Source organism: Pseudomonas viridiflava (genome assembly GCF_900184295.1).
GTDB classification, from domain to species: Bacteria; Pseudomonadota; Gammaproteobacteria; order Pseudomonadales; family Pseudomonadaceae; genus Aquipseudomonas; species Aquipseudomonas viridiflava.
Genome location: NZ_LT855380.1, coordinates 22934 through 42920, shown reverse-complemented (window position 1 = coordinate 42920; position 19987 = coordinate 22934). Strand labels below are relative to the sequence as shown.

The window sequence follows — 19987 nt, the reverse complement described above, 5'->3', positions numbered from 1 at the left end:
ATCTGCAGTTCGAGGCCCCCATGCATTACCAGAACATTCTTTTCGACCTCGACGGTACGCTGACCGACCCGCGTCTGGGTATCACCCGCTCGATCCAGTTCGCGCTGGCAAAACTGGGTATCGACGAGCCGGATATCACCAGACTGGAACACTTCATCGGCCCACCGTTGTTGCAGGCGTTCATGCAGTTTTACGACATGGACGAAGCGCGTGCATGGGAGGCGGTCGGCTTCTACCGCGAGCGCTTCCGTGTGACCGGGCTGTATGAAAACGAAGTGTTCGACGGCATTGCCGAGCTGCTGGAAACCTTGGGCGGGCAGGGCAGACGTCTGTACATCGCCACGTCCAAACCGTGGGAGTTCGCCCGGGAAATCGCCCGGCACTTCGATTTCGCCAGACACTTCATCGTGATCCACGGCAGCGAACTGGACGGCACCCGCACCGACAAAGTCGAACTCATCGCCCACCTGCTCGCCGAAGAAAAACTCGACCCGGCGCACACCCTGATGATCGGCGACCGCAAACACGACCTGATCGGCGGCATCCGCAACGGGCTGGACGTTGCTGCGGTGGGATACGGGTTTGGCAGCCATGAAGAACTCACGGCGGAAAACCCGACGTATCACTTTGCGACCGTGGCCGAGTTGCATGAGGCCTTTGTGGGCAAGTAAGGCGGCACTGCGCGACTGGCGTTGAAGTGACGCAGATGTGTGCCCAAGCTTCAGCGTTATTCACGTCATGCGCTCGGCTCACTGAATCCTCAGTCTGTGCCATTTGTGACGCGGAGCGTCACGGGAGCATGCCCACGCGAAGCGATGGGCACGATCATTCCTCCATGAGGCCTTGTGCACAACGACGAGTGCGGAGCATGGGCATAATCGGTGTGCATAAGATCCCCGCTCGTTCACACGCTCCAGCGTGGTAACGCCGCTCAGGACGCTCTGCGTCCGGCCGTGATGCGAAGCAGCGCGGCATGGCGCGCTCACGGCATCAATCGCTGCAGAGCCGCCTTGCGTGAATCGGCAGGCAAGCCACCGAGCTTCTCCACTGCCTGGAAGAACGCTTCCCAGTCGCCATTCACTTGCTTGAACAGCGCCTCGAATGCAGGCACCCACTGGTCATAGAGCCCGAAGGGCAGCAGCTTGGCGTTGTTCATCGGGCTGTTGATCCAGCCATCGAAGCGTTTGTCGCCGCCCCATTGCTCATCGCGCAACGTCCGATAGTCACGGCGCATGCGCTCGAACTCGGCCGCCTTGCGTTCGCGCATGACGTCAGGCGCCAACGGCTGGCGATAAAGCGCTTTCAGACGCTCACGCGTATCGAGCACCAGTTGAATGAACTGATCGCGCCGTCTGGACTGCGAAACGCTCTCAGGCGGCAGCCCACGGGCAGCACGCCACTGACGCGTGCCTTCCTGCTCGACGAAGCTGGCGTACGATTCGTTGAATTCCGTATCGTCCTTCACATAGAAACGCTGATGCGCCAATTCGTGAAAAATCAGCGTGGCCAGCCTTTCATCGCCCCAGCCCAGCATCGAACTGAGGATCGGGTCGTTGAACCAGCCCAATGTCGAATACGCTTCTACGCCACTGAGGTACACATCCTTGCCTGCCTGACGCTGCAAGGCTGCTTCACCGCGAGCGCCACCCGGGCTGTAATAGCCGCGATAAGCCACACAACCGGCAATCGGAAAACAGTGGGTCACCGGATCCAGAGAGAACTCATCTGTGGCAAACACGTTCCATACCACGTAAGGACGGCCCAGATCGGCATACAGGCGATAGCTCTTGTTGTCCGGCAGGTGCAGGTGTTCGCTGGCGAAGACTCGGGCCTTTTGCGACTGGGCCAGGTGTGCCCGAAGCGTTGGATCGCGACCGGGATCGGCAATGATCTCCTCAACCGGTTCGCGGGCCTGCAACAGCTGCCATTGCCCCTGCGCCAACTGACCGTAATAGGCCACGCTGGAACAGCCACTCAGCAACATGACCGCCACTACCGGCAAAGCCTGCCAAAGGCGTAAAACAATGAGTCGTGGCATACACAGCCTTAAAGTCGGAACACAGTGCTGTTATGCAGGACAGACAAGACCGACGCAACTATCATCGCCGCCGGTTCAGAAATGGAGCACAGCATGCGCGTCATGACACTGATTCTCGCCCTGACAACCCTTGCAGGTTGCGCCGGTCCATTGCCTGCCGTTGACCCGAACATGGCCTGGGTCGATCTGCGCACCATCACCGGCAAAGTGGTCATGGCCGACAAGCTCGACGGCAAGAACACCTATGACGGTCGCTACTTCCAGGTCACACCCGGCAGCCATTCGCTGCAAGTGCGTTACGACTATGAGTATCGATACGGAAGTCTCGGCCTGATGGGCGACGACTACACCGAAATCACCTGCTTCGTTGAAGTCGACTACGCGCATTTCGCTGCAGGGCAGCGCTACGTCCTCGAGGTGAGGTCACTGACCAACGATGTCGATGCGTGGCTGTACGACGCCGAGCGAAAAACGGTCGCGCAGGAGGGGAATGTTCACTGCATCTGATCAGCGATCATTGCGCTGATAAATGATTTTTTTGGTGCCGTTCTCGCAGCTACCCACGACCATGTTCTGGTCCGTGACTTCGTCATTGGTGACGATTTCCAGCGTGTAGGACGTAACATTGTTCGCCTGGATGCGCGCCTCGATTTCGTCCTTGAGTTCATCACAGGACTTCGGGGCCGCCACAGCATTTACAGCCAGCAGGGTACAGGCCACTGCCAAAGCAAAACGTTTCATGCTTGACCCTCTTCCAGAACACATAACCGGCGAAAGGAACACTGTTGTGGGAGGCGGCTTGCCGGCGAATCAATAGCCCATCCAACCTGGCAACGACTGGAACAACGCTATCGTCGGCCAGCCACCTCACACGAAATCCGAACTACCGAATCAGCTCAGCAGGGTAGCTTCGAGCGTGATGTTGGCGTTCAGCACCTTGGACACCGGGCAGCCTTCTTTGGCTTTAGTGGTCAACTCGTTGAACTGCTCCTGAGTCGCGCCTGGCACCTTGGCTTTCAGTATCAGATGCACAGCAGTGATCGCGAAACCGCCTTCCACCTGGTCGAGCGTGACTTCAGCCTGGGTATCGATGCTGTCGGCTGTGAAGCCTGCGTCGCCCAGAATCATCGACAGCGCCATCGAGAAGCAACCCGCATGGGCCGCGCCGATCAGTTCTTCGGGATTGGTGCCTTTGCCGCCTTCAAAACGAGCCTTGAAGCCGTATGGATGCTCGCGCAGTGCTGCGGTTTCAGTCGAGATGCTGCCGATACCGGTTTTCAGATCACCAGCCCAGTGTGCCGATGCTTTCTTGACGATGCTCATGGTCGCTCCTTGAAGGAATGGATTGAGTCTTTTGCACGTGACAGGATTCTGAGGATAGACGGCACCGGAAAGTTCAAATCGACTAAAGACCTAGTATTTAAGTAGGTTTTTTTCCGCGTCATCTATTGAAACACCAGGCTTGTGCCCGCACTGTTGTTTCATCGTGGGCAGCTCCTTGAGCCGACCCAACACAATTCGAGGAGCTACCCTGGCCTATGAAACGTCTGGCAGATGTAAAGATTTCCACCCTTGATCTGGTGCCCGTGCGCCACGATAAAGGCCCCGCCGACTCTCTGCGCAACTCGCTGAATCTGGCGCAACACGTCGAAAAACTGGGCTACAACCGCTTCTGGGTCGCCGAACACCACAACATGGACGGCATCGCCAGTTCGGCAACGTCGGTGCTGCTGGCGTATCTGGCAGGCGGTACTTCGACCATCCGGGTCGGCGCGGGCGGCATCATGCTGCCCAACCATGCGCCACTGGTGGTGGCCGAGCAGTTCGGCACCCTGGCGAGCCTGTATCCGGACCGCATCGATCTGGGCCTGGGCCGTGCGCCCGGTTCCGATCAGATGACCGCCCGCGCGCTGCGCCGCGAACGTTCCGGCAGTGCCGATGACTTCCCGGATGACGTGACCGAACTGATGGAGTACCTGGGACCGCGTACACCTGATCAAAAAGTGATCGCCGTTCCAGGTTCAGGCACCAATGTGCCGATCTGGCTGCTGGGCTCAAGTCTGTTCAGCGCTCAGCTGGCAGGGATGCGCGGTTTGCCTTACGCCTTCGCCTCGCACTTCGCGCCGCGCTACATGCACGAAGCGATTCGCGTCTACCGCAATCACTTCCAGCCTTCGGCAGTGCTCGACAAGCCTTACGTGATGCTGGGCGTGCCGCTGTCGGCCGCAGAGACGGACGAGAAGGCCGAATACCTGGCGACGTCGGTGTACCAGCGTATTCTGGCGCTGATGCGTGGTCACAGTCTGATGCAGCGTCCACCGGTGGAGTCCATGGACGGCCTGTGGCTGCCGCACGAACGTGAAGCGGTGGCGAGCTTTCTGGGGCTGGCGATGGTTGGCGGCCCGGACAAGATCCGCGCCAAACTGGACGTGCTGCTGGAGCAGACCGATGCCGATGAGCTGATCTTTACCTGCGACATGTACGAGCATGAAGACCGTCTGCGGTCCTACGAGATCCTGGCTCAGGTCGCACACGGCTAAACGCTTGCTGCACAGACACGAAAAAGCCCGCACCATTCGCTGAATCACTGTTCAGCGTAGGGTGCGGGCTTTTTTTTACAGCTTGAACACGGGGTCTGGCACGGGCTGGATTTACATCGAGCCGGCCTGACTATCAACCGCGCTTATAAACGATTTCCTTGGCGCCACCTTCGCAGGTGCCAACCACTTGCAGATCAGCAGCACTGCCTTTCTCGACCACTTCAAGCGTGTAGGAAGAAACACCCTTGGCCTGAAGCTTGGCGTCGATTTCGCTTTTCAGCTCTTCACATGGCTTGCCTGCCGCCAGGGCGGTGCCCGCGATGCTCAACAAACCTACTGCCAACAAAATCTTCTTCATGGGTATCCCCTTTCGTCCGGCCAAATGCAGACGCCATCGGAACAGGCGCCCATTGAACATCCCTACGCCCACCTGTGAGCCATGATGGCTCATGTCAGTGTGTAGCGCAGGTTATGGCAATCGGCCAGCCGAAAGGTTCAAGGACGATCAGCTGCGTTCGATGCGAAAGCCCACTTTCAAGGTGACCTGATAGTGGCCAACCTTGTTGTTGTCCACGATATGGCCGCGGGTTTCGGTCACTTCGAACCATTCAAGGTTCTTGATGCTTTTGCTGGCTTCGGCCAAAGCGTTCTGGATAGCGTCTTCAACGGTGGTGGTGGACGATCCGACGATTTCGACTTTCTTGTACGTGTGATGATCACTCATGGCAGTTCTCCTGAAGGTCTTTGAACACGTCGTTAAAACCAACGCTCCAGACTTCTGTCAGGAAAAAGCAGGTAAAAGTTCAGACTTTGCAAAATGGCATCGCACTTTCCAATGAGCCCGCAGTCGGAATCATCACACGCCCACTCACCATTGCAGGAGAAACACCATGGCTAGTACTTCACTTCGCAAGGCCTCGTTGCAGAGTATGGAAGCGGAGATCGAGAGTCTCTTGAAGTCGCTCGAGGGCCTGAAAGCCGATGCTTCCGACGAGTCGCGCAAAACCCTGAAAAACCTCAAGGCCAATGCTGAAAGTGCTCTGAGCCATTCGCGCAGCCTGCTCAGCGATGTCTACGAAGACGTCAAAGAGAAGACCCGTGAAAATGCGCTGGCCACTCGTGACTACGCTCAGGAACACCCTTGGACCACCGCAGGCGTTGCTGTGGGTGCCCTCGGCCTGCTGGCAGCCTACCTGCTGTGCAAGCGCGGCAACTGATCAGTTTCTGATCGGGTCTTCAGACCGCAGCAGCTCATTTTTCAACCATTGAGCCAACTGCTGTGCGCGGCCATCGGCCATACGTCTGGGCACCCATAACGCCAGTTGCGCCGGGGTTTCGCTGAAACCCCATGGCGCAACCAGGCGTCCGGCCCTGAGGTCATCGACCACCAGCGGCTCGGGCGCAATCGCGATCCCAAGGCCTGCCACGGCCGCCTCCAGCAAATAATACAAATGCTCGAAGCCCTGTCCGAACCGCAATGACTGCGGGTCGATGCCGTTGTGTTGCGCCCAGCTTGGCCATGCCTGCGGCCGCGAGGTGGTCTGCAGCAGGGACTCGTCCAGCAGCGCTTCGGCGGGCGCATTGCACAGGCTGTCGAAACGCGCAAAGCGTGGGCTCAGTACCGGGCCGATTCGTTCGCTGGCCAGCTCGAACACCTGCATGTCGGCAGGCCAGGGCGGTTCGGCGAACACCAGCAGGGCATCCAGACCGGGACGGCGAGGGTCCAGATCGCCCTCGCCTGCCGACAGGTGCAGGCGCAGATCCGGCAACTCCGCATTCAAGCGACTCAGGCGTGGAATGAACCAGCGCGCCAGCAGGCTCCCGGAACATCCGAGCACGAACGGCGCATCGGCGCTGCCCTGGCTCAGCTCGGCACAGACACTGCGCAGCCGGTCGAACGCTTCACCACTGGCGTCACGCAGCCGGATACCCGCATCTGTGAGTTTCAGGCCGCGTCCATCCTTACTGAACAGATTGACGCCCAGGTGCTCTTCAAGAAGCTTCAACTGACGACTGACGGCGCCATGTGTCACGTGCAGATGCTCGGCAGCCTGACTGACACTGCCAAGCCGGGCAGTGCTTTCAAAGGCACGCAAGGCATTCAACGGGGGAAGATCGCGGCTCATGATCTGTGAGTTTTCCTGACAGGTTGTGGCGATCTTATCGGTTTTCATCCGGGCGTGCGCTGGTTAAAGTGGACTCATTGCCAGACCGGCTCACCTCATTCGTTCGATATACCCACTGGAGCACTTCATGACCCAGACCAATTTGCGCAACGGCCCTGACGCCAACGGCCTGTTCGGCTCGTTCGGCGGCCGCTACGTCGCTGAAACCCTGATGCCGCTGGTTCTCGACCTGAACCGCGAGTACGAAGCCGCCAAGGCCGATCCTGAATTCATCAAAGAGATGGCGTACTTCCAGCGCGATTACGTGGGCCGTCCGAACCCGCTGTATTTCGCTGAACGCCTGACCGAGTTCTGTGGCGGCGCGAAGATCTACTTCAAGCGCGAAGAGCTGAATCACACCGGCGCGCACAAGATCAACAACTGCATCGGCCAGGTGCTGCTGGCCAAGCGCATGGGCAAGAAGCGTCTGATCGCTGAGACCGGCGCCGGCATGCACGGTGTTGCCACGGCGACCGTGGCTGCACGTTTCGGTCTGCCTTGCGTGATCTACATGGGTGCGACCGACATCGAGCGCCAGCAGGCCAACGTATTCCGCATGCGGCTGCTGGGTGCCGAGATCGTTCCGGTCACTTCCGGCACCGGCACCCTGAAAGACGCCATGAACGAAGCTCTGCGTGACTGGGTAACCAACGTCGACGACACCTTCTACCTGATCGGTACTGTGGCTGGCCCACACCCGTACCCGGCGATGGTGCGTGATTTCCAGGCCATCATCGGCAAGGAAACCAAAGAGCAGATGCTGGAGAAGGAAGGGCGCTTGCCCGACAGTCTGGTCGCCTGTGTTGGCGGCGGTTCCAACGCGATGGGCCTGTTCCACCCGTTCCTGGATGACGCCAGCGTGGAAATCATCGGTGTGGAAGCGGGCGGTCATGGTGTCGAGACCGACAAGCATGCGGCCAGCCTGAACGGCGGTGTGCCGGGCGTGCTGCACGGTAACCGCACTTACCTGCTGCAGGACAAGGATGGGCAGATCACTGATGCACACTCCATTTCCGCAGGCCTGGACTACCCGGGCATCGGCCCGGAGCACGCGTTCCTGCATGAAGTGAAGCGCGTCGAATACGTCAGCATCACCGATGAAGAAGCCCTGGACGCTTTCCATCAGTGCTGCCTGCTCGAAGGCATCATCCCGGCGCTGGAAACCGCCCACGCCCTGGCTGAAGCCATGAAGCGCGCCACCAACCTGCGCGACGATCACTTGATGGTCGTGTGCCTGTCCGGGCGCGGCGACAAAGACATGCAGACCGTCATGAGCCACATGGCCGCTGCCGAAAAGACTCAGGAGATGCTGGTATGAGCCGCCTTGAACAACGTTTCGCCCAGCTGAAAACCGAAGGTCGTGCGGCGCTGGTCACCTTCGTCACTGCGGGCGATCCCGGCTATGACACCTCGCTGAAAGTCCTGAAAGGCCTGCCGGCTGCCGGTGCCGACGTGATCGAACTGGGGATGCCGTTCACCGATCCGATGGCCGACGGCGTTGCCATTCAGCTGGCGACCCTGCGTGCGCTGGATGCAGGTCAGACGCTGCCGAAAACCCTGCAGATGGTTCGTGAGTTTCGTGTCGACGACCAGACCACGCCTATCGTGCTGATGGGTTACTACAACCCGATCCACCGTTTTGGCGTCGAAGCGTTTGTGGCTGAAGCGAAGGAAGCAGGCGTAGACGGTCTGATCATCGTCGACCTGCCGCCTGAGCACGACGCCGAGCTGGCAACGCCTGCACAGGCTTCGGGCATCGACTTCATTCGTCTGACCACGCCGACCACCGACGACGCGCGCCTCCCGCGCGTGCTGGAACGCAGTTCTGGCTTCGTTTACTACGTGTCGGTTGCAGGTGTGACGGGTGCAGGTTCGGCGACCACTGAACACGTGACCGAGGCCATCGCACGCCTGCGTCGTCATACCGATCTGCCGATCAGCGTCGGGTTTGGTATTCGTACCCCTGAACAGGCAGCGGCCATTGCACGTCTGGCAGACGGCGTGGTGGTGGGTTCGGCACTGGTCGACCAGATTGCCAACGCAGGATCGCCGGAGCAGGCCGTCGATGGCGTACTGACCTTGTGCGCGGCGCTGGCCGAAGGCGTACGTAACGCCCGCGTCAGCTAAGGGTAAAGTTTCTGGTACAGAGGAATCAAAGCGCCAGCAGCGGTTCTATCATGCAGTAAGACACGAGGGGTTCATGACCAGGTCATGAACCCCTTTTTGCTGCATCGCGTAGTGCTGAGGAGCACCCCCATGAAACTGCCAAACCGCATCATCACAGGCTTGGGCATCCTGATGATCAGCGCCAGTCCGCTGCTCCAGGCCGCGCCGCCCGATCAGCGCGGCAACGGCCCGGACGACAACCGTGGCGGCCACCAGCAAGGCCCGCGCGACAATGACGGCCCGGGCAATCGCGGCAACGGCAAAGGTCCGGGGCCATCCCATCAGGACAATCGCCGTGGCCCGCCTCAGGACTTCGGACCGGTGCGCGAGACGTTCCAGCAACACCGTGACGTCATTGGCCGTGGTCAGCCGTTGCCGCCGGGTATTCATATCGTCAAAGGCCGGCCATTGCCACCGGGTTACGGCAAACGACTGGACCGTCGCTCGCTGCAATATCTACCGCATTACGAGGGATATGAGTGGCGTCGCCTTGGCACCGATGTCGTGCTGATCGCCGTCGGCACAGGGATTGTGTACGCGATTCTGGATGGCGTGCTGAATTGATTATCGCCTTGCCGGATTGCCGCTCAGAATAAGTCGGCTATCGACAAGCCCTGCGCAAACCTGTTGAAAATCGCGGTTTTTGTGGGAGGCGGCTTGCCGGCGATTCGGTTTTCTCAGGCGCCATCTCAGCGACTGACATGCCGCCATCGCGGGCAAGCCCCCTCCCACAGTTTGGTGTTTGCTGCCCGACTGCGGGGTGTCGGAAACGCAGAGACTTTAAGCCGTCCTCTGATGCAACCCGGCCAGAAACGCCATCAGGGCACCTGACACAAACTCCGGGTTTTCCAGATTGGCGATATGCCCGGCCTCGGGCACCAGCACATAGGGGCAGCCAATCAGGCGAGCCATCTCGCGGGTTTCCGTTGGCGGCCTTGGAATGTCGGCATCGCCGCACATGATCAAGGTGGTGTCGGCGTCCAGTTGATGCAGAAGCCCAAGCCGGTCCTCGCGTCCGAAAATGATGCGACCGACCGGCACAACAGTCTGGCGCAATTGTTCGGAGCTCATGCTGGCCAGCGCCGTTCGCAGTCTCTGGCAGACAGGTGACTGCGGGTCGATGCCGGGACGGAAGAAGATCGGCACCACCACGTCCAGCAGCTGTTCGGAAAATCCTCCTGCGGCTTCCACCTTGTCGAGCAGAGAGAAATAGTAGGCTTTCATGGCCTCTGATTCATTGCCCAGATAGGTGTCCATCAGCACCAGCCCGTTGATACGTTCAGGCGCGGAAAGCGCAGTGATTGCGCCCCACATGCCTCCGACTGACAGGCCGATGATGGTGCAGCGTCTGATGTTCAAGTGGTCGAGCAACGCCAGCGCGTGGCGGGCGAAATCGCTCAGGTTCCGGGTTTCGTCAGGAAACGCACCGGATTCACCATGCCCCCAAAGGTCCGGCACGATCACACGATAATGGCTGGCAAGAAGGTCAATCTGCGCGCTCCACATGTTTCGGTCCCAGAGATAGCTGTGTCCGAGTAAAAGAACCGGCCCGCTGCCCTGATCAGAATAGTGAAGCTTCTTGCCTTCGATGATTAGATCCGGCATCTCTCATGATCCTCTGTCTTGGTCTCTCAGCATTCAGTGCAAGCCCGAAAACGCGAGCTGCGACTGCATCTGATGCCTGATATTCAGGCAAATGAATGATCACTTTTCGCTGATCTGCACTTCAACGGACCAATCGGTCACGTTTTGGCGGGGCAATGTTACACCGCTGATTTTGCCTGTCGTTCGACATAGCATCATGCGGAGGAGGCTGGGTGAGGCTTGTCAGTCTTAGAAGACACTCCCTGAATACCCGACATGAGGTCCTCACTGACCTGGAAATAATCCGATCACACTGCAATGGACGGTAATGGTCTGCCCGCCAGTGAAACGCCGCTCAACGCCTGCTCGCTGGCCAGCCAGTCGACAAACTGCTGAACGATCTGCACGCGGCGTTTACGCTGGGGCAGCACCACGTAATACCCGTAACCGGAAACTGCCGAAGCTGCGACAGGACGGCACAGAAGGCCTTGCTCGAGCAGATCATCGACCAGATGCCGCCAGCCGATGGCCACGCCCTGACCGCCGATCGCAGCCTGGATCAACAGCGTGTAATTGTCGAAACGCAATTGTCCGGGTGCCGGTGACTGAGGAATGTCCAGCGCCCGAAATACGCCGCCCCAGTCGAACCAGTTATTGTTGCTTTCACCGCGCAAGTGCAGCAGCGGAAACTCACGCAAGACATCGTTGGGCAACGGCAGTGCTCGCCCCGCAGTCAGTTGCGGACTGCACACAGGAAACACTTCTTCGCTGAACAGCCAATGGCTTTCGCCCTGCTTGAAGCGCCCGTCCCCAAACAACACCGCGACGTCGATATCCGGGCGCAGCATGCTGTGGGTGCGCTCGCTGGTCACCAGGCTGACGTCCACATCCGGGTTGAGCTTGTGAAAACGGTGCAGCCGGGGCATCAGCCAGTAGGAAGCAAAGGCAAAATCCGTGGCGACCTGAAGCACCTCATGCTGGCGCTGGTCGGTGATCGCCACCAGACCGCTCTCGATGGACTGCAGGCCGGTCTGCACATGACTGAACAGGACCTCGCCCGCTTCGGTCAGCTCGATACCCCGGTAGATGCGGTCGAACAGCCGCGTTGCCAACTGCTCCTCAAGCCGCTTGATCTGCTGGCTGACGGCGGGCTGCGTGGTGCCCAGTTCGATGGCCGCTGCCGTGAAGCTGCGCAAGCGGGCAGCCGCCTCGAACGAGCGCAACAGATCCAGTGACAGCTCACCGAGGGATTCATACATAAGCGCAGCTTATCCTAGGTATTTCTTCATATGGGCTTTACCACAGCTACTATGGCCTTCATTCTCGTTACCAGCACTTTCGCATAACTGTTCACTATGGGATGCCGCGATTACATGAAGCGCAAAAATATTCTGTTCATCATGGCCGATCAAATGGCCGCGCCAATGTTGCCGTTCTACGCCCCCTCTCCGATTCTGATGCCGAACCTGTCCCGCCTTGCCGCTCAAGGCGTTGTGTTCGATTCGGCGTATTGCAACAGCCCGCTGTGCGCACCCTCGCGGTTCACGCTGGTCAGCGGCCAGTTACCCAGCAAGATCGGTGCGTACGACAACGCCGCCGACTTTCCGGCGGACATTCCGACCTACGCTCACTACCTGCGTGCCGAGGGCTACAAGACTGCACTGGCCGGCAAGATGCATTTCTGCGGCCCTGACCAGTTGCACGGCTACGAAGAGCGCCTGACCAGCGACATCTACCCGGCGGATTACGGCTGGTCCGTAAACTGGGACGAGCCGGACGTACGCCCGAGCTGGTACCACAACATGTCGTCAGTGCTGCAGGCAGGGCCATGCGTGCGCACCAATCAGCTGGATTTCGATGAGGAAGTGGTCTTCAAGGCCCAGCAGTACCTGTACGACCATGTTCGCGAAGACGGTAATGCGCCGTTTTGCCTGACGGTCTCGATGACTCACCCCCACGATCCGTACACCATCACCCGACCGTTCTGGGACCTTTACGACGACGTCGAGATCCCGATGCCGCCCCTGCACGCCAACCAGAACGCGCTGGACCCGCACTCGCAACGTCTGCTCAAGGTCTACGATTTGTGGGACAAGCCCATGCCGACGCACAAGATTCGTGATGCGCGGCGTGCGTACTTCGGCGCCTGCAGCTACATCGATCTGAACGTCGGAAAACTGATGCAGACGCTGTCTGAAGTCGGACTGGCCGAAGACACCATCGTCGTGTTCTCCGGCGATCACGGCGACATGCTGGGCGAGAAGGGCCTCTGGTACAAAATGCACTGGTTCGAGATGGCCGCACGTGTGCCGCTGGTGGTTTACGCGCCGGGCCAGTTCAAACCGCGTCGCGTGAAGGCCTCAGTGTCCACCGCCGACCTGTTGCCGACCTTTGTCGATATGGCCAATGGCAAGCTGGACAAAGGCCTGCCGCTGGACGGCCGCTCCCTGATGCCGCATCTGAAAGGCAAGGCCGGTCACGATGAAGTCTTTGGCGAGTACATGGCCGAAGGCACGACGAGCCCGCTGATGATGATCCGCCGCGGCGCCTACAAATTCATTTATTCGGAGCAGGATCCCTGCCTGCTGTTCGATGTGAAGAACGATCCGAAGGAACTGGAGGACCTGAGCCAGTCACCCGACTATCAACAACTGTTCAACGACTTCCTGGCCGAGGCTCGGGCCAAATGGGACATACCGGCGATACACCATCAGGTGCTCGCCAGCCAGCGCAGACGGCGCTTCGTCGCCAAATCGCTGGCAACCGGCAAGCTGAAGAGTTGGGATCACCAGCCACTGGTCGACGCCAGTCAGCAATACATGCGCAACCACATTGATCTGGACGATCTGGAGCGCAAGGCACGTTATCCACAACCCTGACACTGCCCACACCAAAAAAACCAAAAGGGGTAAACCGAATGAGAAAGCTATTCACCGCACTGGCGGTCAGTGTCATGACGTTGGGCAGCGTTGCGGTACACGCCGCAGATGCCAGTTGCAGCACCGTGCGGATGGCAGACCCGGGCTGGAGCGACATCGCAGCCACTAACGCAATCACCAGCGTTGTGCTCGAAGGCCTAGGCTACAAGACCAAGATCGACACCCTGGCGGTGCCGATTGCCTACGGTGGCCTGAAAGACGGGCAGCTGGATGTGTTTCTGGGCAACTGGATGCCGGCGCAGCAGGGCTTCTACGACAAATTTGTAGCCACCGGTGACGTCACGCAACTGGCGAAAAACCTGGAAGGCACCGAATTCACTCTGGCAGTGCCGGACTACGTCTGGGACGCGGGTGTGCACACCTTTGCCGACCTGAACACATTCGCCGACAAGTTCAGCAAAAAGATTTACGGCATCGGCTCCGGCGCGCCCGCCAACCTGTCGTTGCAGGAAATCATCAAGAAGAACGAGTTCGATCTGGGCGGCTGGAAGCTGGTGGAGTCCAGCGAGCAGGCGATGCTGGCCGAGGTCAATCGCAACGTGAAGCGTAAGTCCTTCGTGGTGTTCCTGGGCTGGACGCCACACCCTATGAACGTGCAGATCAAGGGCATGCATTACCTCAAGGGCGGCGAGAAATACTTCGGTGACACCGGCTCGGTCTTCACCCTGACCCGCAAAGGCTACGCCGAAGCCTGCCCGAACGTGGGCAAGCTGCTGACCAACCTGAGCTTCACCCTGGACATGGAAAACACCATCATGGCCGATGTGGTGAACAAGAAAGTCAGCAATAACCAAGCCGCCAAGGCGTGGATCAAGGCCAACCCGGCGGTGCTGGAGAAATGGCTGGATGGGGTGAAAACCATCGACGATAAGGAAGGGTTGGCAGCGGTGAAGGCGAAGCTTTAAGCAGGGGTTTTCGCTGCGTCACAAGGCAGGTAGCGACAGATTAAGTTTTCCTCACGTTTCTTCAGCGTGCGCGGGTACGTGCTAAATACGGTCGTCGCTGTACTCCATGGACACTCATGAGCCGTACGGCACCTAACGGCTGAACTGGAGAATACTGATGAATAAACTACTGATGTCGCTTCCGCTGGCTTTGGTCCTGATCACGACTTTTGCCTCGGCAGCGGGCTGGCCGCCAGAGACCGGGGCCAAAGTGGTGGGCAACGCACTGGAAGTTCCGACCAAGCTGGAAGCGACCGACGTTTCGCTGGAGAAGATGCTCAATGACGGCGCCCACGTGGTCTCTTCCTACGTAGCACAGGACGGCCCGGTGGTGACGGTGCTCAACAAGAAACACTATGCCATCTGCATGCTCAAAGGTGCCGGCATGGGCTCGGACCAGAACGTCGCGACGTCGAAGTGCTATGTGATGAATTAGGTTGTGGCAGTTGCTACCCGTCCACGGTTTATGAAACATAGGAGCGGACCGGGCGGCGTTCCGCTTGTCCGCGAAGAGGCCGGTACATCCGACGCATATGCAGTGGCTGAAATACTGCATTCGCGGACAAGTCCGCTCTTATCAAACAACCTGTAAGCCACTGAAGAAACTGGATTTTGTGGGAGCGGACTTGTCCGCGAAAGGCCAGTACATCCGACGCATATGCGGTGGCTGAAATACTGCATTCGCGGACAAGCGGAACGCCGCCCGGTCCGCTCCCACCTAGTTTGCTGCGCGACAGCGCTACGTCGAAGACCTGGTGAGGCATCCCACAGGCTCCGCAGTCATGCACTGAAAACGAACACAGGATATGGGTACAACCGGGTCCAGCCACAGACGTGTAATCTGACGGCAACCCACCAATCACGAGGGACCGATGCGCTGGCTCAACCGCCATAAATTCCTGCCTTTTCTGGCCTGGCTTCCTCAGCAGACCCGCGCCAGCGTCGGACGTGATGCGCTGGTGGGGTTGAGCGGTGCCATTCTGGCCCTGCCGCAATCCATCGCCTACGCGCTGATCGCCGGATTGCCTCCCGAGTACGGTCTGTATGCCGCTATCGTTCCGGTGATCATCGCCTGTCTGTGGGGCTCTTCCTGGCATCTGATCTGCGGCCCGACCGCCGCTATCTCAATCGTGCTGTATGCCAGCGTCAGCCCGCTTGCGGTTCCGGCCAGTCAGGACTACATCACCCTGATCCTGTTGCTGACGTTCATTGCCGGGGTCTTCCAGTTGTTGCTTGGCATGGTGCGCTTTGGCGCACTGGTGAATTTCGTCTCGCACTCCGTTGTGATCGGATTCACGCTGGGGGCCGCTGTCGTGATTGCGCTGGGGCAGATGCCTAACCTGATGGGCATCGACCTGCCCAGCCAGACCACCGCCCTCGACAGTCTCACAGCGCTGCTGGAACACCGGGGCGAGGTTGACACGGTGTCGCTCGCGCTGGGCCTGATGACGCTGACACTGGGCATCGTGCTGAAATCGCTGGTGCCGCGCTGGCCCACGCTGTTGATCGCGCTGGTCGCGAGCAGCCTGCTGGTCTGGTTGTGGCCTGCAATGTTCGGCCACGTCAGGCTGGTCAGCGCCTTTGCCGGAAGCCTGTCACCCTTCGCCCCTCTGCCGCTGGATGCCGAGTTGATCCTCAAACTGCTGCCGACGGCCGTGGCAGTCGGCATGCTCGGGCTGGTCAACAGCCTGTCGATTGCCCGCTCGCTGTCGACGCGCTCGCAGCAGATGCTCAACGCCAACCAGGAAGTTCGGGCACAGGGTCTGTCGAACATGATCGGTCCGCTGTTCTCGGGCTATCTGTCGGCAGGCTCGTTCACCCGCGCGGCACTCAACTACGAAGCCGGTGCCCGCTCGCCACTGGCCGGTGTGTTTTCGGCTTTGTGGGTCGCGTTGTTTGCAGTGGTCGGGGCCTCGGTGATCGCGCACATCCCGATCCCCAGCATGGCGGCGTCCATTCTGCTGATCTGCTGGGGCCTTGTTGATCGTCGCGGCATTGCGGCGCTGTTCCGGGTCAGCCGGTCGGAGTTCTTCGTGATGGCGCTGACTTGTCTGGCCACCTTGCTGCTGGAGCTGCAGACCGCGATTTATGCAGGCGTGCTGGCGTCGCTGTTCTTCTACCTCAAACGCACTTCACAACCTCGCGTACAGCAATTGCGTGAAGGTGACGAGGACATTCTGCGGGTCGGTGGCTCGATCTTCTTCGGCGCCAGCCACTACCTGCAAACCCGCCTGCAACGCACCCAGGGCCAGCGCGTGGTTATCGAAGCGCAACAGATCAACTTCATCGATTACTCGGGCGTTGAAATGCTGCATCAGGAAGCGCGTCGACTGAACAGACAGGGCAGGGCGCTGGTGCTGCGCCACGCAAGACCGCAAGTGATCGAGGAACTGCACAAGCTGGAAGGGGCTGATCAATGCCCGATTGTGTTTGAGGACTGAAGTCGATTCGTGTCGGGATCATTACGTGCCTCAGCCCGCCAACTGCCTGCGCAACTCAGCCAGCACCGGTGCTGAATCCGGGCGCACACCGCGCCACAGCAGAAAGGCTTCGGCAGCCTGTTCGACGAGCATCCCCAGGCCATCGACCGACTGCGCAGCGCCCTGCTCGGTGGCCCAGCGGCAGAATGCGGTAGGCTCCTTGCCGTACATCATGTCGTAGCAGAAGGTCTTGCCCGGCTCGATCAGGCTGGGCGAGATCGGCGGCAGTTCACCGGCAAGGCTGGCGGAGGTGGCGTTGATGATCACGTCCACCGACTCCTGAAGCCAGTCGAAACTGCTGGCAAACACCGGGCCGAGGTCCGCGAATTCCTGAGCCAGTCTTTCGGCTTTTTCCACCGTGCGATTGGCGATTACCAGCGCCAGCGGCTGCTGTGCAAGCAGCGGCTCCAGCGCGCCTCGAACGGCCCCGCCCGCGCCCAGCAGCAGAATACGCTGCCCGCGCAGAGTGACGCTGCAATTGACGGTCAGATCGCGCACCAGACCGGCGCCGTCGGTGTTGTCGCCCAGTACCGAGCCGTCGTCGAGCTTGCTCAACGTGTTAACCGCGCCTGCCCGCTGGGCACGCTCGGTCAGACTGTCGGCAAGGCGAAAGGCTTCCTCCTTGAACGGCACCGTGACATTGGCGCCACGTCCCTGCTGAAAAAAAGCCTGGGCAAACGCAGTGAAATCGTCCAGCGGTGCAAGCGACGCCTGATAGTCAAGCGCCTGCCCGGTCTGCTCGGCAAACAGACGATGAATCAGCGGCGACTTGCTGTGGCCGATGGGATTACCGAAGACGACGTACTGGTCCATTGGGGTTCCTGTTGATGTATTGCAGCGCTCGATCTGGCAAACCACGTCCAGCCTGCTGAAGAAACGCTATCTGACGTGGGAGGCGGCTTGCCGGCGAAGGCGTCGTGTCAGTCACTGAAGGGGCGCCTGGAGATTGCATCGCCGGCAAGCCGCCTCCCACATTTTCTGTTTGCTGCCAGACACCGCTATGTCAGAGAAAAAGAGGCATGTTCCACAGTCTTTCACTCACTGCACCGTGCAATCACTCGTCCGCCAGCCAGTCCCGATCCGTCAGGAAGTACTCGGTCAGGCGAGCCTCTTCGCTGCCCGGCGCGGCTTTCCAGTCGTAGCCCCAGCGCACTTGCGGCGGTAACGACATCAGGATCGATTCGGTACGACCGCCTGATTGCAGACCGAACAATGTGCCGCGGTCGTACACCAGGTTGAATTCCACATAGCGCCCACGGCGGAATTCCTGAAATTCGCGCTGCTGCACGGTGTAGGCGTTGGCCTTGCGGCGACGCACGATCGGCAGATAGGCGTTGATGAACGCATCGCCAATCGCCCGGATGAACGCAAAACTGGTGTCGAAATCCCATTGGTTCACATCATCGAAGAACAGACCGCCAATCCCGCGCGGTTCATCGCGGTGCTTGAGGTGAAAGTAGCTGTCGCACCAGGCCTTGTAGCGCGGGTAGACGTCTTCGCCAAACGGCGCACAGGCCCGCTCGGCAACCCGGTGCCAGTGAATGCAGTCTTCTTCGACGCCGTAGTAGGGCGTCAGGTCGAAACCGCCACCGAACCACCAGACGGCCTCTTCGCCTTCTTTCTCGGCGATGAAAAATCGTACGTTGGCGTGGGACGTTGGCACATGCGGGTTGTGCGGATGGATGACAAGTGACACACCCAACGCCTCGAAACCACGTCCGGCCAATTCGGGACGATGCGCGCTCGCCGAAGGCGGCAGGTTGCTGCCAAAGACGTGGGAGAAATTCACGCCGCCTTTCTCGATGACCGCGCCGTTTTCTATCACACGCGTACGGCCACCGCCGCCTGCCGGGCGAGTCCAGGCGTCTTCGACGAAGTGCGCGTTGCCATCTTCCTGCTCAAGCGCAGTACAGATGCGATCCTGCAGGTCGAGCAGGTAAGCCTTCACGGCCTCGGTACGGGTACTCATGGCGATCCCTTACGGCTGACTTCAAACGGCTGAGCCCATGGAACACAAGCGGCGCAGGCAAATTGGCGCGTAGCATACCATCGGCGGGCGGGCGTGGCAGTTGACGAGGGTCTGGGGAAGGAGTTGGATAGGCGCTTTGCAGTCAGTTTAATCATCATGGAGAGAACAATGGCAAAGCGTATCCAGTTCAGCACCGTCGGAGGACCCGAGGTACTTGAATACATCGACTTCGAGCCCGAAGCGCTCGGTCCGAAGGAAGTGCTTGTGCGCAACAAGGCCATCGGCCTGAACTTCATTGATACCTACTACCGCAGTGGTCTGTACCCGGCGCCCGAATTGCCATCTGGCCTGGGCACCGAAGGGGCTGGCGTGGTCGAGGCCGTGGGCGATGAAGTGACGCGCTTTGCGGTCGGTGACCGGGTTGCCTACGGCACGGGACCGCTCGGCAGTTACAGCGATGTTCATGCGCTGCCGGAAGCCAATCTGGTGAAGCTGCCCGACGCGATCAGCTTCGAACAGGCCGCCGCCGTGATACTCAAGGGACTGACCGTTCAATACCTGCTGCGCCAGACGTATCAGGTCAAACCGGGCGAGATCATTCTGTTCCATGCAGCCGCTGGCGGCGTGGGCTCGCTGGCCTGCCAATGGGCCAAGGCGCTGGGCGCAAAACTGATCGGCACCGTCAGCACGCCGGAGAAAGCGGCGCACGCCAAAGCGCTGGGCGCCTGGGAAACCATTGATTACAGCCATGAAGACGTTGCCAAACGGGTATTGGAGCTGACCGATGGCCAGAAATGCCCGGTGGTCTACGACGGCGTGGGCAAGGACACTTGGCTGACGTCGCTGGATTGCGTTGCACCGCGCGGCCTGATGGTGAGCTTCGGCAATGCCTCGGGAGCGGTCTCCGGGGTGAACCTGGGCATTCTCTCGCAGAAAGGCTCGCTCTACGTCACGCGCCCGACGCTGGGCAGCTACGCCAACAACGCGCAGAACCTCCAGACCATGGCCGACGAACTGTTCGACATGCTCGCCAGCGGCAAACTCAAGGTTGGCGAGATCAAGCAGTACGCGCTCGCTGATGCTGCCCAGGCGCACATTGAGCTGTCTGCCCGCCGCACCACGGGATCGACCATTCTGATCCCGTAAAACGTACCGCCGTTCG

22 protein-coding genes are annotated in these 19987 nt (G+C 59.7%); 12 read left to right on the top strand and 10 right to left on the bottom strand.

The genetic code is table 11. The features are described from left to right. Positions 1-20: 20 nt before the first annotated feature. Positions 21-671, top strand: coding sequence for an HAD family hydrolase (locus CFBP1590_RS00210; protein ID WP_029243081.1), 651 nt, complete (start codon positions 21-23; stop codon positions 669-671). Between the two features lie 311 nt (positions 672-982). Here the strand turns inward: CFBP1590_RS00210 and CFBP1590_RS00205 are convergent, their stop codons facing one another. After that, positions 983-2038: an aminopeptidase gene (locus CFBP1590_RS00205; protein ID WP_088234256.1), complete on the bottom strand. Its 1056-nt coding sequence runs from the start codon at positions 2036-2038 to the stop codon at positions 983-985. A gap of 93 nt (positions 2039-2131) precedes the next feature. Between CFBP1590_RS00205 and CFBP1590_RS00200 the strand changes: the two genes are divergently transcribed. After that, complete coding sequence (locus CFBP1590_RS00200; RefSeq protein ID WP_058430488.1) at positions 2132-2545, top strand: PA0061/PA0062 family lipoprotein; 414 nt, start codon at positions 2132-2134, stop codon at positions 2543-2545. Here CFBP1590_RS00200 and CFBP1590_RS00195 read toward each other — a convergent pair whose 3' ends face one another. Together CFBP1590_RS00195 and CFBP1590_RS00190 are read right to left on the bottom strand one after the other, a co-directional pair. Further along, on the bottom strand, positions 2546-2779 hold the full coding sequence (locus CFBP1590_RS00195) for a DUF1161 domain-containing protein (RefSeq protein ID WP_004882498.1): 234 nt from the start codon (positions 2777-2779) through the stop codon (positions 2546-2548). Between the two features lie 150 nt (positions 2780-2929). Then, positions 2930-3361: an OsmC family protein gene (locus tag CFBP1590_RS00190; protein WP_088234255.1), complete on the bottom strand. Its 432-nt coding sequence runs from the start codon at positions 3359-3361 to the stop codon at positions 2930-2932. A 215-nt stretch (positions 3362-3576) separates the two neighbouring features. Here CFBP1590_RS00190 and CFBP1590_RS00185 point away from each other — a divergent pair, with 215 nt between their 5' ends. Then, positions 3577-4578 (top strand): LLM class flavin-dependent oxidoreductase, encoded by a 1002-nt coding sequence (locus tag CFBP1590_RS00185; RefSeq protein ID WP_004882496.1) that lies wholly within the window; start codon positions 3577-3579, stop codon positions 4576-4578. 133 nt (positions 4579-4711) lie between these two features. On the opposite strand, the gene CFBP1590_RS00180 is transcribed toward CFBP1590_RS00185, so the two are convergent. Both CFBP1590_RS00180 and CFBP1590_RS00175 read right to left on the bottom strand, forming a co-directional pair. Then, positions 4712-4936 (bottom strand): DUF1161 domain-containing protein, encoded by a 225-nt coding sequence (locus CFBP1590_RS00180; protein ID WP_004882495.1) that lies wholly within the window; start codon positions 4934-4936, stop codon positions 4712-4714. Positions 4937-5083: 147 nt separating this feature from the next. Further along, on the bottom strand, positions 5084-5302 hold the full coding sequence (locus tag CFBP1590_RS00175; RefSeq protein ID WP_004882494.1) for a dodecin: 219 nt from the start codon (positions 5300-5302) through the stop codon (positions 5084-5086). A 166-nt stretch (positions 5303-5468) separates the two neighbouring features. On the opposite strand from CFBP1590_RS00175, the gene CFBP1590_RS00170 reads away from it, so the two are divergent. After that, positions 5469-5795 carry an ElaB/YgaM/YqjD family protein gene (locus CFBP1590_RS00170; protein ID WP_004882493.1) on the top strand — a complete coding sequence of 109 codons (327 nt, stop codon included), beginning with the start codon at positions 5469-5471 and terminating at the stop codon, positions 5793-5795. Here CFBP1590_RS00170 and CFBP1590_RS00165 read toward each other — a convergent pair whose 3' ends face one another. Beyond that, positions 5796-6752: a LysR family transcriptional regulator gene (locus CFBP1590_RS00165; protein ID WP_088234254.1), complete on the bottom strand. Its 957-nt coding sequence runs from the start codon at positions 6750-6752 to the stop codon at positions 5796-5798. 79 nt (positions 6753-6831) lie between these two features. Here CFBP1590_RS00165 and trpB point away from each other — a divergent pair, with 79 nt between their 5' ends. The 3 genes from trpB to CFBP1590_RS00150 all read left to right on the top strand — a co-directional run bounded on the left by trpB (position 6832) and on the right by CFBP1590_RS00150 (position 9473). Continuing rightward, positions 6832-8061, top strand: a complete 1230-nt coding sequence (gene trpB / locus CFBP1590_RS00160; protein ID WP_029243085.1) for a tryptophan synthase subunit beta — start codon at positions 6832-6834, stop codon at positions 8059-8061. Then, complete coding sequence (gene trpA, locus CFBP1590_RS00155) at positions 8058-8870, top strand: tryptophan synthase subunit alpha (protein ID WP_004882490.1); 813 nt, start codon at positions 8058-8060, stop codon at positions 8868-8870. Before trpB ends, trpA begins: the two co-directional genes overlap by 4 nt. A gap of 129 nt (positions 8871-8999) precedes the next feature. Next, positions 9000-9473 (top strand): anti-virulence regulator CigR family protein, encoded by a 474-nt coding sequence (locus CFBP1590_RS00150; RefSeq protein WP_029243086.1) that lies wholly within the window; start codon positions 9000-9002, stop codon positions 9471-9473. Between the two features lie 216 nt (positions 9474-9689). On the opposite strand, the gene CFBP1590_RS00145 is transcribed toward CFBP1590_RS00150, so the two are convergent. After that, on the bottom strand, positions 9690-10514 hold the full coding sequence (locus CFBP1590_RS00145) for an alpha/beta fold hydrolase (protein ID WP_029243087.1): 825 nt from the start codon (positions 10512-10514) through the stop codon (positions 9690-9692). Positions 10515-10801: 287 nt separating this feature from the next. Then, complete coding sequence (locus CFBP1590_RS00140) at positions 10802-11752, bottom strand: choline sulfate utilization transcriptional regulator (protein ID WP_029243088.1); 951 nt, start codon at positions 11750-11752, stop codon at positions 10802-10804. Positions 11753-11866: 114 nt separating this feature from the next. On the opposite strand from CFBP1590_RS00140, the gene betC reads away from it, so the two are divergent. The 4 genes from betC to CFBP1590_RS00120 all read left to right on the top strand — a co-directional run bounded on the left by betC (position 11867) and on the right by CFBP1590_RS00120 (position 16817). Continuing rightward, positions 11867-13372 (top strand): choline-sulfatase, encoded by a 1506-nt coding sequence (gene betC, locus CFBP1590_RS00135; protein ID WP_029243089.1) that lies wholly within the window; start codon positions 11867-11869, stop codon positions 13370-13372. Between the two features lie 38 nt (positions 13373-13410). Then, the gene (locus CFBP1590_RS00130) at positions 13411-14337 is read left to right on the top strand and encodes a choline ABC transporter substrate-binding protein (protein ID WP_088234253.1); all 927 of its coding nucleotides are present in this window, start codon (positions 13411-13413) and stop codon (positions 14335-14337) included. Positions 14338-14494: 157 nt separating this feature from the next. Beyond that, positions 14495-14812 (top strand): hypothetical protein, encoded by a 318-nt coding sequence (locus tag CFBP1590_RS00125; protein WP_057409863.1) that lies wholly within the window; start codon positions 14495-14497, stop codon positions 14810-14812. 436 nt (positions 14813-15248) lie between these two features. Then, a complete protein-coding gene (locus tag CFBP1590_RS00120) occupies positions 15249-16817 on the top strand; it encodes a SulP family inorganic anion transporter (protein ID WP_058430495.1) in 1569 nt (522 codons plus the stop codon). A 30-nt stretch (positions 16818-16847) separates the two neighbouring features. Here the strand turns inward: CFBP1590_RS00120 and aroE are convergent, their stop codons facing one another. Then, the gene (aroE, locus tag CFBP1590_RS00115) at positions 16848-17669 is read right to left on the bottom strand and encodes a shikimate dehydrogenase (RefSeq protein WP_088234252.1); all 822 of its coding nucleotides are present in this window, start codon (positions 17667-17669) and stop codon (positions 16848-16850) included. 241 nt (positions 17670-17910) lie between these two features. Further along, a complete protein-coding gene (gene hemF, locus CFBP1590_RS00110) occupies positions 17911-18825 on the bottom strand; it encodes an oxygen-dependent coproporphyrinogen oxidase (RefSeq protein ID WP_004882481.1) in 915 nt (304 codons plus the stop codon). Positions 18826-18993: 168 nt separating this feature from the next. On the opposite strand from hemF, the gene CFBP1590_RS00105 reads away from it, so the two are divergent. Continuing rightward, the gene (locus tag CFBP1590_RS00105; protein ID WP_088234251.1) at positions 18994-19971 is read left to right on the top strand and encodes an NADPH:quinone reductase; all 978 of its coding nucleotides are present in this window, start codon (positions 18994-18996) and stop codon (positions 19969-19971) included. Positions 19972-19987: the final 16 nt, after the last annotated feature.

Excerpts from the sequence above, each read along its gene's own strand:
- CFBP1590_RS00210 (WP_029243081.1), top strand. The coding sequence starts at position 21 with ATGCATTACCAGAACATTCTTTTCGACCTCGACGGTACGCTGACCGAC.
- CFBP1590_RS00205 (WP_088234256.1), bottom strand. The coding sequence starts at position 2,038 with ATGCCACGACTCATTGTTTTACGCCTTTGGCAGGCTTTGCCGGTAGTG.
- CFBP1590_RS00200 (WP_058430488.1), top strand. The coding sequence starts at position 2,132 with ATGCGCGTCATGACACTGATTCTCGCCCTGACAACCCTTGCAGGTTGC.
- CFBP1590_RS00195 (WP_004882498.1), bottom strand. The coding sequence starts at position 2,779 with ATGAAACGTTTTGCTTTGGCAGTGGCCTGTACCCTGCTGGCTGTAAAT.
- CFBP1590_RS00190 (WP_088234255.1), bottom strand. The coding sequence starts at position 3,361 with ATGAGCATCGTCAAGAAAGCATCGGCACACTGGGCTGGTGATCTGAAA.
- CFBP1590_RS00185 (WP_004882496.1), top strand. The coding sequence starts at position 3,577 with ATGAAACGTCTGGCAGATGTAAAGATTTCCACCCTTGATCTGGTGCCC.
- CFBP1590_RS00180 (WP_004882495.1), bottom strand. The coding sequence starts at position 4,936 with ATGAAGAAGATTTTGTTGGCAGTAGGTTTGTTGAGCATCGCGGGCACC.
- CFBP1590_RS00175 (WP_004882494.1), bottom strand. The coding sequence starts at position 5,302 with ATGAGTGATCATCACACGTACAAGAAAGTCGAAATCGTCGGATCGTCC.
- CFBP1590_RS00170 (WP_004882493.1), top strand. The coding sequence starts at position 5,469 with ATGGCTAGTACTTCACTTCGCAAGGCCTCGTTGCAGAGTATGGAAGCG.
- CFBP1590_RS00165 (WP_088234254.1), bottom strand. The coding sequence starts at position 6,752 with ATGAAAACCGATAAGATCGCCACAACCTGTCAGGAAAACTCACAGATC.
- trpB (WP_029243085.1), top strand. The coding sequence starts at position 6,832 with ATGACCCAGACCAATTTGCGCAACGGCCCTGACGCCAACGGCCTGTTC.
- trpA (WP_004882490.1), top strand. The coding sequence starts at position 8,058 with ATGAGCCGCCTTGAACAACGTTTCGCCCAGCTGAAAACCGAAGGTCGT.
- CFBP1590_RS00150 (WP_029243086.1), top strand. The coding sequence starts at position 9,000 with ATGAAACTGCCAAACCGCATCATCACAGGCTTGGGCATCCTGATGATC.
- CFBP1590_RS00145 (WP_029243087.1), bottom strand. The coding sequence starts at position 10,514 with ATGCCGGATCTAATCATCGAAGGCAAGAAGCTTCACTATTCTGATCAG.
- CFBP1590_RS00140 (WP_029243088.1), bottom strand. The coding sequence starts at position 11,752 with ATGTATGAATCCCTCGGTGAGCTGTCACTGGATCTGTTGCGCTCGTTC.
- betC (WP_029243089.1), top strand. The coding sequence starts at position 11,867 with ATGAAGCGCAAAAATATTCTGTTCATCATGGCCGATCAAATGGCCGCG.
- CFBP1590_RS00130 (WP_088234253.1), top strand. The coding sequence starts at position 13,411 with ATGAGAAAGCTATTCACCGCACTGGCGGTCAGTGTCATGACGTTGGGC.
- CFBP1590_RS00125 (WP_057409863.1), top strand. The coding sequence starts at position 14,495 with ATGAATAAACTACTGATGTCGCTTCCGCTGGCTTTGGTCCTGATCACG.
- CFBP1590_RS00120 (WP_058430495.1), top strand. The coding sequence starts at position 15,249 with ATGCGCTGGCTCAACCGCCATAAATTCCTGCCTTTTCTGGCCTGGCTT.
- aroE (WP_088234252.1), bottom strand. The coding sequence starts at position 17,669 with ATGGACCAGTACGTCGTCTTCGGTAATCCCATCGGCCACAGCAAGTCG.
- hemF (WP_004882481.1), bottom strand. The coding sequence starts at position 18,825 with ATGAGTACCCGTACCGAGGCCGTGAAGGCTTACCTGCTCGACCTGCAG.
- CFBP1590_RS00105 (WP_088234251.1), top strand. The coding sequence starts at position 18,994 with ATGGCAAAGCGTATCCAGTTCAGCACCGTCGGAGGACCCGAGGTACTT.